13 protein-coding genes and 1 riboswitch are annotated in these 14,090 nt (G+C 70.5%); of the genes, 6 read left to right on the top strand and 7 right to left on the bottom strand.

Annotation, left to right across the window (positions count from 1 at the left end):
- Positions 1 to 15: 15 nt before the first annotated feature.
- The 6 genes from frr (at position 16) to ABZZ20_RS32155 (ending at position 7,010) form a co-directional block, all read left to right on the top strand.
- The gene (gene frr, locus ABZZ20_RS32180) at positions 16 to 573 is read left to right on the top strand and encodes a ribosome recycling factor (protein ID WP_030298420.1); all 558 of its coding nucleotides are present in this window, start codon (positions 16 to 18) and stop codon (positions 571 to 573) included.
- Positions 573 to 1,649 (top strand): phosphatidate cytidylyltransferase, encoded by a 1,077-nt coding sequence (locus tag ABZZ20_RS32175; protein ID WP_356875739.1) that lies wholly within the window; start codon positions 573 to 575, stop codon positions 1,647 to 1,649. Before frr ends, ABZZ20_RS32175 begins: the two co-directional genes overlap by 1 nt.
- A gap of 188 nt (positions 1,650 to 1,837) precedes the next feature.
- Positions 1,838 to 2,950, top strand: a complete 1,113-nt coding sequence (rlmN, locus tag ABZZ20_RS32170) for a 23S rRNA (adenine(2503)-C(2))-methyltransferase RlmN (protein ID WP_356875737.1) — start codon at positions 1,838 to 1,840, stop codon at positions 2,948 to 2,950.
- A gap of 58 nt (positions 2,951 to 3,008) precedes the next feature.
- A riboswitch (TPP riboswitch) is annotated at positions 3,009 to 3,117 on the top strand.
- An 85-nt stretch (positions 3,118 to 3,202) separates the two neighbouring features.
- Positions 3,203 to 4,303: a thiamine ABC transporter substrate-binding protein gene (locus ABZZ20_RS32165; protein WP_356875735.1), complete on the top strand. Its 1,101-nt coding sequence runs from the start codon at positions 3,203 to 3,205 to the stop codon at positions 4,301 to 4,303.
- 59 nt (positions 4,304 to 4,362) lie between these two features.
- Positions 4,363 to 5,979 carry an iron ABC transporter permease gene (locus ABZZ20_RS32160; protein ID WP_356875785.1) on the top strand — a complete coding sequence of 539 codons (1,617 nt, stop codon included), beginning with the start codon at positions 4,363 to 4,365 and terminating at the stop codon, positions 5,977 to 5,979.
- Positions 5,979 to 7,010, top strand: coding sequence for an ABC transporter ATP-binding protein (locus ABZZ20_RS32155; protein ID WP_356875733.1), 1,032 nt, complete (start codon positions 5,979 to 5,981; stop codon positions 7,008 to 7,010). Before ABZZ20_RS32160 ends, ABZZ20_RS32155 begins: the two co-directional genes overlap by 1 nt.
- Here ABZZ20_RS32155 and ABZZ20_RS32150 read toward each other — a convergent pair.
- From ABZZ20_RS32150 to ABZZ20_RS32120, 7 genes are all read right to left on the bottom strand, one after another.
- Positions 6,973 to 7,899 carry an EamA family transporter gene (locus ABZZ20_RS32150; RefSeq protein WP_356875731.1) on the bottom strand — a complete coding sequence of 309 codons (927 nt, stop codon included), beginning with the start codon at positions 7,897 to 7,899 and terminating at the stop codon, positions 6,973 to 6,975. The genes ABZZ20_RS32155 and ABZZ20_RS32150 overlap by 38 nt on opposite strands.
- A 43-nt stretch (positions 7,900 to 7,942) precedes the next feature.
- The gene (locus ABZZ20_RS32145) at positions 7,943 to 8,848 is read right to left on the bottom strand and encodes a hypothetical protein (protein ID WP_356875729.1); all 906 of its coding nucleotides are present in this window, start codon (positions 8,846 to 8,848) and stop codon (positions 7,943 to 7,945) included.
- Positions 8,849 to 8,939: 91 nt separating this feature from the next.
- Positions 8,940 to 10,031, bottom strand: a complete 1,092-nt coding sequence (locus ABZZ20_RS32140; RefSeq protein ID WP_356875727.1) for an LOG family protein — start codon at positions 10,029 to 10,031, stop codon at positions 8,940 to 8,942.
- 26 nt (positions 10,032 to 10,057) lie between these two features.
- Positions 10,058 to 11,131, bottom strand: coding sequence for a hypothetical protein (locus ABZZ20_RS32135; protein WP_356875726.1), 1,074 nt, complete (start codon positions 11,129 to 11,131; stop codon positions 10,058 to 10,060).
- A complete protein-coding gene (locus ABZZ20_RS32130; protein WP_356875724.1) occupies positions 11,113 to 11,895 on the bottom strand; it encodes an ATP-binding cassette domain-containing protein in 783 nt (260 codons plus the stop codon). The genes ABZZ20_RS32135 and ABZZ20_RS32130 overlap by 19 nt, the downstream gene beginning before the upstream one ends.
- A 173-nt stretch (positions 11,896 to 12,068) precedes the next feature.
- Positions 12,069 to 13,430 carry an aspartate aminotransferase family protein gene (locus ABZZ20_RS32125; RefSeq protein ID WP_356875722.1) on the bottom strand — a complete coding sequence of 454 codons (1,362 nt, stop codon included), beginning with the start codon at positions 13,428 to 13,430 and terminating at the stop codon, positions 12,069 to 12,071.
- 3 nt (positions 13,431 to 13,433) lie between these two features.
- Complete coding sequence (locus ABZZ20_RS32120) at positions 13,434 to 13,937, bottom strand: Lrp/AsnC family transcriptional regulator (protein ID WP_037837395.1); 504 nt, start codon at positions 13,935 to 13,937, stop codon at positions 13,434 to 13,436.
- Between the last annotated feature and the right edge of the window lie 153 nt (positions 13,938 to 14,090).

Here is a 14,090-nt window from a genome sequence, read left to right as displayed (position 1 = left end):
ATGCAGGAGCACGTGGTGATCGAAGAAATCCTCCTCGAGGCCGAGGAGAAGATGGAGAAGGCCGTCGTCGTCGCCAAGGAAGACTTTGCCGCGATCCGCACCGGTCGTGCGCACCCGGCGATGTTCAACAAGATCGTGGCGGACTACTACGGCGCCATCACCCCCATCAACCAGCTCGCGTCGTTCTCCGTGCCCGAGCCGCGCATGGCGATCGTGACCCCGTTCGACAAGAGCGCCCTGCGCAACATCGAGCAGGCCATCCGCGACTCCGACCTGGGCGTCAACCCCAGCAACGACGGCAATATCATCCGGGTGACCTTCCCCGAGCTGACGCAGGACCGCCGCAAGGAGTACATCAAGGTCGCGCGCACCAAGGCCGAGGACTCCAAGGTCTCGATCCGCTCGATCCGCCGCAAGGCGAAGGACGCCCTCGACAAGCTCGTCAAGGACAAGGAGTCCGGCGAGGACGAGGTGCGCCGCGCGGAGAAGGAGCTCGACGACACCACCGCGAAGTACGTCGCGCAGGTGGACGAGCTGCTCAAGCACAAGGAAGCCGAGCTCCTCGAGGTCTGATGAACGACTCTCCCTGGGCCACGGAGCCGGTTCCGGCGGGTCCCGCATACGATGCGCTGGTGGGCCCGCACACTCGGCCCATGCCCATCGTGCCCGATGCCGCCGGCCGTGACTTCGACGACCGGGAAGCACGCGATCGGGGGGCCGCCGCCGACGGCGGCCCCCCGATCCGCGCCGAGACGCCGCCGCAGGAGCCCATGCCCAGCCCACCGCCTCCGCCCTCGCAGGCACCGCAGGACGCCTCACCCCCGCCGCAGAAGAAGCGGGCGGGGCGCGACCTGCGTGCCGCCATAGGGGTCGGTGTCGGCCTCGGTGCGGTGATCTTCGCTTCGTTGTTCATCGTGAAGGCGGTCTTCGTCGGCGTCATCGTCGTCGCGGTCGTCGTGGGCCTGTGGGAGCTCACCTCCCGGCTCCAGGAGAAGAAGGACATCAAGGCGCCGCTCGTCCCGCTCGCGGTCGGCGGCGCCGCCATGGTCATCGCCGGATACATCCGGGGGGCCGAGGGCGCCTGGGTAGCCATGGCCCTGACCGCGCTGGCGGTCCTGGTCTGGCGGATGACCGAACCGCCCGAGGACTACCTCAAGGACGTCACGGCCGGCGTCTTCGCGGCCTTCTACGTGCCGTTCCTCGCCACGTTCGTGGCGATGCTGCTCACTGCCGACGACGGCCCGCAACGGGTGGTCACCTTCCTGGTCCTGACCGTGGTCAGCGACACCGGTGCCTACGCGGTGGGCTGGCGCTTCGGCAAGACCAAGCTCGCGCCCCGCATCAGCCCCGGCAAGACCCGCGAGGGCCTGCTCGGCGCGGTGGCCTTCGCGATGGCGGCCGGCGCGCTGTGCATGGAGTTCCTGATCGACGGGGGCATCTGGTGGCAGGGGCTGCTGCTCGGTCTCGCCGTCGCGGTCAGCGCCACGCTGGGCGACCTCGGCGAGTCGATGATCAAGCGGGACCTGGGCATCAAGGACATGGGCACCCTGCTGCCGGGCCACGGCGGCATCATGGACCGGCTCGACTCCCTGCTGCCCACCGCCCCGGTGGTGTGGCTGCTGCTGGCGGCGTTCGTCGGCACGGGCTGACCCCGGTGGTCACCGACCCGTCCTGACCGGTCCCGGCCTCCCCGGCTTCCGCCGGCGGGCGGTTCATCGGGGGACCGCGGCGGGCGGGGGCGACGTACGTCCGAAGGCTTCGGGTGGGTCCGGCCGGTTACCCTTGAAAGGCGCGCTGCTTCTGCGGCGCGCCTTTCGTCTTACGAGGAGTACCTGCCATGGCCCGCCCCGTCCCGGGAGAGCTCACCTTCGTCGCCCCTCGCGGAGCCAAGAAGCCGCCCCGGCATCTCGCCGACCTCACGCCCGAGGAGCGGCGCGAGGCGGTCGCCGCGATCGGTGAGAAGCCGTTCCGGGCCAAGCAGCTCTCGCAGCACTACTTCGCCCGCTACGCGCACGACCCGGCGCAGTGGACGGACATTCCCGCGGGTTCCCGCGAGAAGCTCCAGCAGGAGCTGCTGCCCGAGCTGATGAACGTCGTCCGGCACATCTCCTGCGACGACGACACCACCCGCAAGACCCTGTGGAAGCTGCACGACGGCACGCTCGTCGAGTCCGTGCTGATGCGCTACCCCGACCGGGTCACCATGTGCATCTCCTCGCAGGCCGGCTGCGGTATGAACTGCCCGTTCTGCGCCACCGGCCAGGCCGGTCTGGACCGCAACCTGTCCACCGCCGAGATCGTCCACCAGATCGTCGACGGCATGCGTGCACTGCGCGACGGCGAGGTCCCGGGCGGCCCGGCCCGGCTGTCCAACATCGTCTTCATGGGCATGGGCGAGCCGCTCGCCAACTACAAGCGGGTCGTCGGTGCCATCCGTCGCCTCACCGACCCCGAGCCCGACGGCCTGGGCCTGTCGCAGCGTGGCATCACCGTGTCCACCGTCGGCCTGGTGCCGGCGATGCTGCGGTTCGCCGACGAGGGCTTCAAGTGTCGCCTCGCGGTCTCGCTGCACGCCCCGGACGACGAGCTGCGCGACACCCTCGTCCCGGTGAACACCCGCTGGAAGGTCCGCGAGGTCCTCGACGCGGCCTGGGAGTACGCCGAGAAGTCCGGTCGTCGCATCTCGATCGAGTACGCCCTGATCCGCGACATCAACGACCAGGCCTGGCGGGGCGACCTCCTCGGTCGGCTGCTGAAGGGCAAGCGCGTCCACGTCAACCTGATCCCGCTGAACCCGACGCCGGGCTCGAAGTGGACCGCCTCGCGTCCGGAGGACGAGCGGGCCTTCGTGGAAGCCATCGCCCGCCACGGCGTGCCGGTGACCGTACGTGACACCCGCGGTCAGGAGATCGACGGCGCGTGCGGCCAGCTGGCCGCTTCGGAGCGCTAGCTTCCGCTGTTCTCCGCCTCCGTTCGGCCACGGGGTACCCTGTGGCCGAACCAATTGCATATTCCGACAGGGGAGCGCCACAGCGCTGAGAGTGCGGCAACCGTAGCTGCAGACCCTCTGAACCTCGCCCCGGTCATTCGGGGTAGGAAGTTCGGTCACCACTCAAGCTGTTGCGCCCTGCCCGGCGACCGCTCGCACTGAGCGCCGGGCAGGGCCGCGTCTTCTCCTGGTCATCCCAGGAGGAATTCACCAGTGAGCACCACCAGGAAGTTCGCGGGCGCAGCGCTCGCGGCCGCGCTCGGCGTCACCACGCTCAGCGCCTGCGGCGGCGGGAGCCCGGACAAGTCCGCCGACGCCGAGAGCGGAGGGCCGAAGCCCAAGACGGTCACGCTCGTCTCCCACGACTCCTTCAACGTGACCGACACGGTCCTCAAGGAGTTCGAGCAGCAGAGCGGCTACACCGTCAAGGTCCTCAAGTCCGGGGACGCGGGCGCCGCCCTCAACCAGGAAATCCTCACCAAGGGCTCCCCGCGCGGCGACGTCTTCTTCGGTGTGGACAACACGCTGCTCTCGCGCGCCCTCGACAACGGCATCTTCACCCCGTACGAGGCCAAGGGCCTGGCCGAGGTGAAGCCCGAGTACGTGCTCGACAAGGAGCATCGGGTCACCCCGATCGACTCCGGCGACATCTGCGTGAACTACGACAAGGCGTACTTCGCCGAAAAGAAGCTGGCCCCGCCGCAGACGCTGGATGACCTGATCAAGCCGGAGTACAAGAACCTGCTGGTCACCGAGAACGCGGCGACCTCCTCGCCCGGACTCGGATTCCTGCTCGCCTCCGTCGGCAAGTACGGCGAGGAGGGTTGGAAGGACTACTGGAGCAAGCTCAAGGCCAACGGCGTGGAGGTCGTGGACGGCTGGGAGCAGGCCTACAACGAGCGCTTCTCCGGTTCCGCGGGCGGCAAGAAGGCCAAGGGCGACCGTCCGCTGGTCGTCTCCTACGCCTCCAGCCCGCCGGTCGAGGTCCTGTACGGCGAGCCGCAGCCGGCCGAGGCCCCCACGGGCGTCTCCACCGGTACCTGCTTCCGCCAGGTCGAGTTCGCGGGCCTGCTCAAGGGAGCGAAGAACGAGGAGGGCGGCAAGGCGCTCCTCGACTTCCTGGTGAGCAAGAAGTTCCAGGAGGACATGCCGCTCCAGATGTTCGTGAACCCGGTGGTCAAGGACGCGAAGCTGCCGGAGCTGTTCACGAAGCACGGCGTGGTCATCGAGAAGCCCGAGGACGTGGCTCCGCAGACCATCGCCAAGAACCGTGAGCAGTGGGTCAAGACGTGGTCCTCGCTGGTCGTGAAGTAGGACGCGAGAGCACTCCCGCGAAGGAGGGCGTGCGCGCCGCGGCCGTCAGGCTCGCTCTGATGGCCGTGCCGCTCGCCTTCTTCGGGCTGTTCTTCGCCTACCCCGTCGTCGCGATCGTCGGCCGCGGGATCAAGACCGACGAGGGTTGGCAGGTCGGGCGGATCGGCGAGGTGCTGGCCCGGCCCGACATCGCCGAGGTGCTCTGGTTCACCACCTGGCAGGCCTGTGCGTCCACGGCGCTCACGCTGCTGATCGCGCTCCCCGGCGCGTACGTCTTCGCACGCTTCGAGTTCCCCGGCAAACAGGTGCTGCGGGCGATGGTCACGGTCCCGTTCGTGCTGCCGACGGTGGTCGTCGGCACCGCCTTCCTCGCGCTGGTCGGGCGCGGCGGGCTGCTGGACGAGTGGTGGGGCGTCCGGCTGGACACCACCGTGTGGGCGATCCTGCTCGCGCACGTCTTCTTCAACTACGCGGTCGTCGTACGGACGGTCGGTGGCCTCTGGGCGCAGCTGGACCCGCGCCAGGAGGAAGCCGCTCGGGTGCTGGGCGCCGGGCGGTTCACGGCCTGGCGACAGGTGACCCTGCCGGCGTTGGCACCGGCGGTGGGCGCCGCCTCGCTGATGGTGTTCCTGTTCACCTTCACCTCCTTCGGCGTCGTACAGATCCTGGGTGGACCCTCGTACGCCACGCTGGAGGTGGAGGTCTACCGGCAGACCGCCCAGCTACTGGACCTGCCGACGGCCGCCGCCCTGACGATGGTGCAGTTCGTCGCGGTCGCTCTGATCCTCGCCGTCCACGCCCGGACCGTCCGCAGGAGGGAGACCGCCCTGCGGATGGTGGACCCGGGGCGGACCGGACACCGGCCGACCGGTCTCGGGCAGCGCGCCCTGCTGGGCGCGGTCCTGTTGACGGTGGCCCTGCTGATCGTGGCGCCGCTGGGCGTGCTGGTGGAACGGTCCTTCGACGCCCCCGGCGGGTACGGGTTCGGCTTCTATCGGGCACTGCAGGACGCGGGCGCCGGTGGAGGAACGTTCCTGGTGCCCCCGCTGGAGGCGATCTGGAACTCCCTGCAGTACGCGCTCGCGGCCACCGCCATCGCCCTGCTGATCGGGGGGCTCGCAGCCGCGGCGCTGACCCGGCGCGCGGGTCGGTTCGTGCGCGGGTTCGATGCCCTGCTGATGCTCCCGCTCGGGGTGTCGGCGGTGACGGTCGGCTTCGGGTTCCTGATCACCCTGGACGAGCCACCGCTGGACCTGCGGACCTCCTGGATCCTGGTGCCGCTGGCCCAGGCACTGGTCGGCGTGCCCTTCGTCGTACGGACCATGCTGCCGGTGCTGCGCGCCGTCGACGCGCGGTTGCGTGAGGCCGCCGCCGTGCTCGGGGCGTCCCCGCTGCGGGCCTGGCGGGAGGTGGACCTGCCGTTGGTGCGCCGGGCGCTGCTGATCGCAGCCGGATTCGCCTTCGCGGTCTCGCTGGGGGAGTTCGGCGCGACCGTGTTCATCGCACGGCCCGACCGCCCGACGTTGCCGGTGGCCGTGGCACGGCTGCTGGGTCGGGCCGGTGAACTGAACTACGGGCAGGCGATGGCCCTGAGCACGATTTTGATGCTGGTGTGCGCGGCGGCCCTGCTGGTGCTGGAGCGGCTGCGCCCCGACAAGACCTCGGGAGAGTTCTGATGACGTTGCTCTCACTGGCCGGGGTGTCGGTCCGCTTCGGCGAGCGTGCGGTCGTCGATGCGGTGGACCTGGAGGTCGCCGAGCACGAGATCGTCTGCGTGCTGGGGCCGAGCGGGAGCGGCAAGTCCACGCTGCTGCGGGTCGTCGCCGGGCTCCAGCCCGTCTCCGCCGGGCAGGTCCTGCTGGGCGGGGCGGACCAGGCGCGGGTACCCGTGCACCGGCGCGGGGTCGGCCTGATGTTCCAGGACCACCAGCTGTTCCCGCACCGGGACGTCGGCGGCAACGTCGCTTTCGGGTTGCGCATGCGGGGTGCCGGGCGGTCGTCGAGCGGCTCGTACGAGGCCCGGGTCGCGGAACTGCTGGAGCTGGTCGGGCTTCCCGGGGCCCAGGGCCGGTCGGTGTCCTCCCTTTCGGGCGGTGAGCAGCAGCGGGTCGCCCTGGCCCGGGCACTCGCCCCGTCGCCGAGGCTGCTGATGCTGGACGAACCGCTGGGCCAGCTGGACCGGGGGCTGCGCGAGCGGCTGGTGGTGGAGCTGCGGGAGCTGTTCTCCCGGCTCGGGACCACGGTGCTGGCCGTCACCCATGACCAGGGCGAGGCGTTCGCCCTGGCCGACCGGGTGGTGGTGATGCAGGAGGGGCGGATCGCGCAGGCGGGGACCCCGCTGGAGGTTTGGCAGCGACCTGCCTCGGAGTTCGTCGCCCGCTTCCTCGGGTTCGAGAACGTGATCCCGGCGACGGTGGCGGGCGGGGCCGCCGCGACCGCGTGGGGGAAGGTCGTGGTGCCCGCCGGGTCGCCGGAGGGGGAGCGGCGGATCCTGGTCCGGCCCTCGGGCGTGGTGCTGGCTGCCGCCGGCCTGCGGTGCGAGGTGCTCGCCCGCACGTTCCGGGGCACGCACGTGGCGTTGCGGCTGCGCCCGGAGGCAGGACCTGTGCTGGAGGCGGCATGCGGACTGGCCGGTGCCCCCGAGGTGGGCGATCGGGTCGCGGTCTCCTTCACCCCGAGCGAGGTGGTTGTCCTCCCGGCGGCCTGACCGGCGCTCGGGTACTGCGCCGGGGGCGGCGCAGCGCCCCGAGGTACACCCCGGCGAGGATCAGCGGGGTTCCCAGCAGCAGCGTGATGGTGAGCGGTTCGTCGTCGAGCCAGGCCGACGCGGTGATCGCGAACACGGGGACCACGACGAAGGCGTACGCGGCGCGGGAGGCGCCCCAGTGCTGGATCACCAGCAGATAGCAGACGAAGGTGAGCACGGAACCCGCCACGACCAGATAGGCGAGCGCCCACCAGGTGGTGGCGCGTTCGGGGAGCACCCAGCGGTCCCCCGCGAGGAGGGAGCCGGCGAACAGGGCCACGGCGCCCGCCACCATCCCCACCGCGTTCATGGTCACGGGATGCACCTTCGGTAGCCGTTCCACCAGCACGGCCGACTGGGCGAAGCAGAGCACGCTGCCCAGCAGTGCCAGAAGGGACAGCAACGGTACCGACCCCTGCAGGGGCGCCCGGGAGATCACGGCCACCCCGGCGGCGGCGCACAGGGTGCCGCCGAGGGCGGTGGGCCGCAGTCGCTCCTGTCCCTGCAGCACCGAGAGCAGCAGCGTGACCAGGGGCACCAGCGCGAGCGTCGTCTGCCCGATCCCCGCGTGGATGTCCACGAGCGCGTAGTACGTCAGGGCGAAGGTGACCCCGAAGTTCAGCAGCCCGAACAGAGCGGCGCCGACGAGCGCATTCCCGCGCGGCCACGGCAGTCGGAGCGCGACCACGACGAGGGCGAGCAGCAGCGCCGCGGCGCCGAACCGCAGGGCGGCGCTCCACAACGGGTCGAGCTCGCGGACGCAGAGCCTGATCCCCACGGCGTTGCCCCCGGCGAACAGCGCGCCGGCCACGAAACAGGCCGGCGCCACCCGGTCGCCACGGTGGTCCATCTCCTCACCGTAGGGCGCCCCCGAGGAACTCGCCGGGCCTGCGTCAGGGGACGGGAACGGGCTGCTGCTCCTGCGCGGGGGTATCTGCTCCGTCGTGGTTGCCGTACCAGGCCACGGCGACGGCGCCGGTCACCGCGAGGACGAAGCCCAGTACGGCCAGCCACGCCAGGCCCGGCCGGGACGCGTCGCCCAGCCACAGCACGCCGATCGCACCCGGAAGGACGGTCTCGCCGACCACGAGCGCCGCGGTCGCGCCGTTCACCGAGCCGATCTGGAGGGCGACCGTATGCAGGTACATGCCGCCGACGCCCGCCAGCAGAATGGCGTACAGGGCCGGGTCGGCGAGCAGGGTGCCCAGCTCGAACGGCTCGACCCCGTCGAGGATCCGGACGCCGACGCCCAGTGCGCCGAAGGCCAGGCCGGACAGGAGGCCCGCCAGGATCGCCGCCCGGGCGCCCAGGAAGCGTACGGCCACCGTGCCGCCCGCGATGATCAGCAGGGTCACGGCGAACAGCCACCAGTGCGTGGACATCGGTGCGTGGTGTCCGCCCTCGTGGCCCGCCGCCGTCGCCAGCAGCACCAGCGCCGCGCAGACGACCCCGATCGAGGTCCATTCCTTCCGGGTCAGCCGGATGCCCAGCATCTTCACGCTCAGCACGGCCGTGATCACCAGGTTGGCGCTGATGACCGTCTGGGAGAGGAAGAGGGGCAGCAGCCGGGCGGCCAACGCGCCCAGGCCGAAGCCCACGAAGTCCAGGACGGTGCCGACGATGAACTCCCACGTCATCGCGGCCTTCGCGGTGGACGAAAGGTTCGGACCGCCGTGCGCGGTCACGCCGGCGGCAGCCGGAGACGTCCGGGCCGCCCGCCGCGACCCCACGGCTTGCAGGACGGATCCAGTTCCGTAGCAGATGGACGCCGCGATCGCGGTCAGCAGGCCTATGAGCACCGAGGGCTCCGTTCACGTCTGGCAGGTTTTTGCGGTGTGTTTACCTAAGGCAGACGTGCGATCGGGCCGGGAAGTTGCCTCGCACCATCCCTCAGTTCATCGAGGCGAGCACGGTGGGGACCTCCTCCACCGAGTCGACCAGCGCGATCCGGGACTGCATCGCCCGGCCGCGCGCCAGCGCCTGGAGCAGCGGCCACGCCGGCAGGTGCTCGGTCCAGTGCGCGCGCCCGACCAGCACCATCGGGGTCGGCTCACCGTGTGACTCGTAGTAGTTCGGCGTGACGTTGTCGAAGACTTCCTGAACCGTGCCCGCCGCGCCCGGCAGGAAGACCACGCCCGCGTTGCACCGGGCGAGCAGCCCGTCCTCCCGGGTGGCGTTGGCGAAGTACTTGGCGATGTGGCTCGCGAACGCGTTCGGCGGCTCGTGCCCGTAGAACCAGGTCGGGACGCCCACCGAGGTGCCGCCGGCGGGCCAACGCTCCCGCACGGCGAACGCCGTCCGGGCCCAGTCGGACACCGAGGGTGCGAAGGACGGCGCCTTGGCCAAGATCTCCAGCGCCTCCGGAAGGGCTTCGTCCGCAGCCGGAGCCAGGTAGGCGCCGAGGTTGGCCGCTTCCATCGCGCCGGGACCGCCACCGGTGGCCACCGTCAGCCCGGACCGGGCCAGCGACCGTCCCAGTTCCGCCGCGCCCAGGTAGTGCAGGCTGCCGCGGGTCATCGCGTGGCCGCCCATCACACCCACCACCCGGGCACCGGCGAGGTGCTCGTCGAGGGCGTCGGAGACGGCGTCGTCGTGGACGGACCGCAGCATGGAGGAGAAGACGTCGCCGTCCGAGGAGGTCTCCTGGAACCAGGCGTAGGTCTCGGCGTCCGAGGTGGCCTCATAGCCGGCGGACAGCCCCGCGAAGAGCTCGTCGGCCGTGTACAGCAGGCTCCGGTACGGGTTGAAGGGCAGGTCCGGCACGGGCTGGAAGACCAGTGCGCCGTCCGCGCGTACCTTCGCCGAGGCGTCGGGCTCCATCGCGCAGCCCAGGAAGACCGCCGCGGAGGTGTCGGCGGACAGCAGAGCGAACGTGCGCTCCAGCAGGTTGACCGACTGGATCCGGTAACCGCTGAGCGAGCCGCGGGCCACGACCTGGTCGAATGCGGCGAGCGTATCGATCTCGATGTCTGCGTTGACCATTCGGCCCACCCTAAGGGCTGTCCGCGTCAGCGGGTCAACGCCAGCGACGTCAGCTGTGCCACACCCCAGCTGAGGGGTACGCACACGGCCACCAGCACGGCGGCCCGCAGGGTCGCGGCCGTACGCAGGACCGCGCCCGGGGTGCCCAGGTCGCGCAGGGTCGCGCGGGCGGCGGAGCGGGCCTGACGGGCCTCCACCACGGCTGTGACCAATGTCGCGGCGGCGCACAGCACGACCAGGGCGGCGGCCGGCACGGCCATCGGGCCCAGCGGGACGGGAACCCCTCCCCGGTCACGCAGCGCCGCGGTGGTGAGCAGGCCCGCACCGATCGCGCACAGCACGCCGAGGGGGCCGCCCAGCCTGGGGGCCTCCTCCTGCAGGATCCGCCCGGCCAGCAGCCGCCCGGCGCCCGGGCGGACCGCCTGGATGAGGGACCCGCAGCCATGGGCCAGGCCGGGGCCGGCGAAGGAGAGCCCGACGGCGGTCAGCGCCCAGCCGGCCGGCATCCAGGCGCTGCCGAGGCCCGCGTACGCCTCGACCGCCAGTCCGCAGGCGGTGAGCGCGATGCCCCAGGGCAGTGCGGTCTGCGGGGCCGGCGCGGGGCGCGGGCGCAGGGCGAGGGCCGTGGCGGCGGAGGCAGTCAGCGGGACGAGCGCCAGCAGGGTGAGGGCGGCTGCCACGGGCAGTGGTCGGTCGGCGTGCAGCAGTGCGGATCCCGCTCCGTCGAAGGGCAGACCGGCGAGCTCACCCCGCAGGTGCAGGAAGGCGGCCAGGGCCAGGGCGCTGCCCAGGGTGCATGAGACGGCGGTGGAGATCGCCGCGACCAGGGTGAGCCGCAGGGGGCCCAGTCCGACGGCGTCCAGCCCCTCCCGGGGGCGGGTCGCGGGGTCGGTCCGGGCGACGGCGACCGCGAGCTGCACGGTGACGGCGAGCGGGATCAGGGCCCACAGCAGACGCGGGAACGATCCGGCAGGCTGGGCCACGGCCGCGGCGAGCACGTACAGCAGGAGGAATCCGGTGCCCGCGCAGGCGGCGGCGACCAGCAGCCGGCGCAGCTGGACGAGCGGGCGGGAGCCGCGGGCTAGGCGGAGAGCGAGCACGCGGACTGGCCCTCCGGGGTCTCGTCGGACGGGCCGTCTACGTTGACCTCGATGGCGGCCGCGGTCCCGGCGGGGCGGCCGTCGAGGAGGGCCACCCGGCGGTCGGCTGAGGCGGCGATCTCCTCGTCGTGGGTGGCCAGCAGCACGGTGATGCCGTGCGAGCGGGCCGCGGTGGTGAGCGTACGGAGCAGCAGGGCGCGCTCGGCGCGGTGCAGCGGGGCGGTGGGTTCGTCGGCGAACACCACCGCGGGCTCGTTGACCAGCGCCCGGGCCAGGGCGACCCGCTGGGACTCGGCACGGGTCAAGGCGCCGGGGCGCTTGCGGGCCAAGCCGCTGATGTCGAGGCGGTCGAGCCATGCGCAGGCGCCGCGCTTGGCGGTGCGGTGGGAGGCGCCGGCGATCAGCAGGGGCAGGGCCGCGTTCTCCCACACCTTGAGCTCGGGCAGCAGCAGGGGATCGGGGCCGATCCAGCCGAACCGGTCGCGGCGCAGCCGTGCGCGGGCGAGGGCGCTCATGGTGTGGACGGGCACGCTGTTGAACCAGACCTCGCCCTGCTCGGGCACCAACTGTCCGGTCAGGCAGCGCAGAAGTGTGGTCTTCCCACTGCCGCGCGGGCCGGTCAGTGCCACGATCTCGCCCTCGCGGACACCGACCGAGACCCCGATGAGGCCGGGCGAACCGCTGTGGGAGTAGTGAACGGACCGTGCCCAGAGGACGTCATCGTCCGATGGGGCGTTGTCCGGTGGAGCCACCATGGCGTACACCTCCGTCCGGGGGAACGAAGCGGAGCCGGTTCGGTCACTGACGCCGCACTGAGATGTAAAGAGATGAACGTCTTGGATGGTGACAGCACGCGGCCCGGACCCCCGCGTTCTCACTCGAACGGAGGATCCGGGCCGTGTGGATCGGACTATTTACGGCTGGGGCGCGGTGCGGGTTACAGCTTCGTCCACGCCTCGGTGAGTACCGAGCGCAGGATGCCTTCGATCTCGTCGAAGGTGCCCTGGTCCGCGGTCAGCGGCGGGGCCAGCTGGATGACCGGGTCCCCGCGGTCGTCGGCGCGGCAGTACAGGCCGTTCTCGAAGAGCGCCTTGGAGAGGAAGCCGTAGAGCACGCGCTCCGTCTCCTCGTCGGTGAAGGACTCCTTGGTGACCTTGTCCTTGACGAGCTCGATGCCGTAGAAGAAGCCGTTGCCGCGGACGTCGCCCACGATCGGCAGGTCGTGCAGCTTCTTCAGCGTCGAGAAGAAGGCGTCCTCGTTGTCCAGCACGTGCTGGTTGAGGCCTTCCTTGTCGAAGATGTCGAGGTTGGCCAGTGCGACCGCCGAGGACACCGGGTGGCCGCCGAAGGTGTAGCCGTGCAGGAAGGTGTTGTCGCCCTTGTAGAACGGCTCCGCGAGGCGGTCCGAGATGATGCAGGCACCGATCGGGGAGTAGCCCGAGGTCATGCCCTTGGCGCAGGTGATCATGTCCGGGACGTAGCCGAACTTGTCACAGGCGAACATCGTGCCGAGGCGGCCGAAGGCGCAGATCGTCTCGTCGGAGACGAGCAGCACGTCGTACTCGTCGCAGATCTCGCGGACCCGCTGGAAGTACCCGGGCGGCGGCGGGAAGCAGCCGCCGGCGTTCTGCACCGGCTCCAGGAAGACGGCGGCGACGGTGTCGGCACCCTCGAAGAGGATCTCCTGCTCGATCTGGTCGGCACACCAGCGGCCGAAGGCCTCGGGGTCGTCGCCGTATATCGGGGCGCGGTAGATGTTGGTGTTCGGCACCTTGTGCGCGCCGGGCACCAGGGGTTCGAAGGGGGCCTTTAGGGCCGGCAGACCGGTGATGGACAGGGCGCCCTGCGGGGTGCCGTGGTAGGCGACCGCACGGGAGATGACCTTGTACTTGGTGTGCTTGCCCTGCAGCTTGAAGTACTGCTTGGCGAGCTTCCACGCGGTCTCGACGGCCTCGCCGCCACCGGTGGTGAAGAAGACCTTGTTCAGGTCGCCCGGGGCGTAGCCGGCGAGGCGCTCGGCCAGCTCGACGGCCTGGGGGTGCGCGTACGACCAGATGGGGAAGAACGCGAGTTCCTGGGCCTGCTTGTAGGCGACCTCGGCCAGTTCCTTGCGGCCGTGACCGGCGTTGACCACGAACAGTCCGGCGAGACCGTCCAGGTAGCGCTTGCCCTTGTCGTCGAAGATGTAGGTGCCCTCACCCCGCACGATGGTGGGGACGGGAGAGTTCTCGTACGACGACATGCGGGTGAAGTGCATCCACAGGTGGTCGTACGCGGTCTTGGAGAGGTCCTGGCTCACGGGCTATCGAGTTCCCCACATGTAGGTCTGCTTCTTCAGCTTCAGGTATACGAAGCTTTCGGTTGATCGCACGCCGGGGAGCGCGCGGATCTTCTTGTTGATCGTCTCCAGCAGGTGGTCGTCGTCCTCGCAGACGATTTCCACCATCAGGTCGAACGAGCCCGCGGTCATGACCACGTACTCGCACTCGGCCATCTGGGTCAGTGCGTCGGCCACCGGGTCGAGGTCTCCCTCGACGTTGATGCCGACCATGGCCTGGCGTCGTAGGCCCACGGTGAGCGGGTCGGTGACGGCGACGATCTGCATGACGCCCTGATCGAGCAGCTTCTGCACGCGCTGGCGCACGGCAGCCTCGGACAGGCCTACGGCCTTGCCGATCGCTGCGTAGGGACGGCGACCGTCCTCCTGCAGTTGCTCGATGATCGCCAGGGACACAGCATCGACCGAAGGGGACGGTTGTCTGTTCCTGGAATCTGCGCTTCGACTGACCACGACCTCACTCTGCACGAGGAGTCGTCTGTTCCGCAAGACGGAATCGATGAAATCCGTTGTTTGAAGTCTTGGATCTCACTGATTTCGTAGGTGGTGGCATCTGGCCCTGTCGAAAGCGTCCGCCGAGAGGCTAGGCTTGGGATTCGTCTCAATCGTTGGACATGTGAT

This window comes from Streptomyces sp. NPDC006430 (genome assembly GCF_040612395.1).
Lineage (GTDB): Bacteria > Actinomycetota > Actinomycetes > Streptomycetales > Streptomycetaceae > Streptomyces.
The sequence above is the reverse complement of the archived record's forward strand: the minus strand, read 5'-3'. Positions and strand labels throughout refer to the sequence as shown.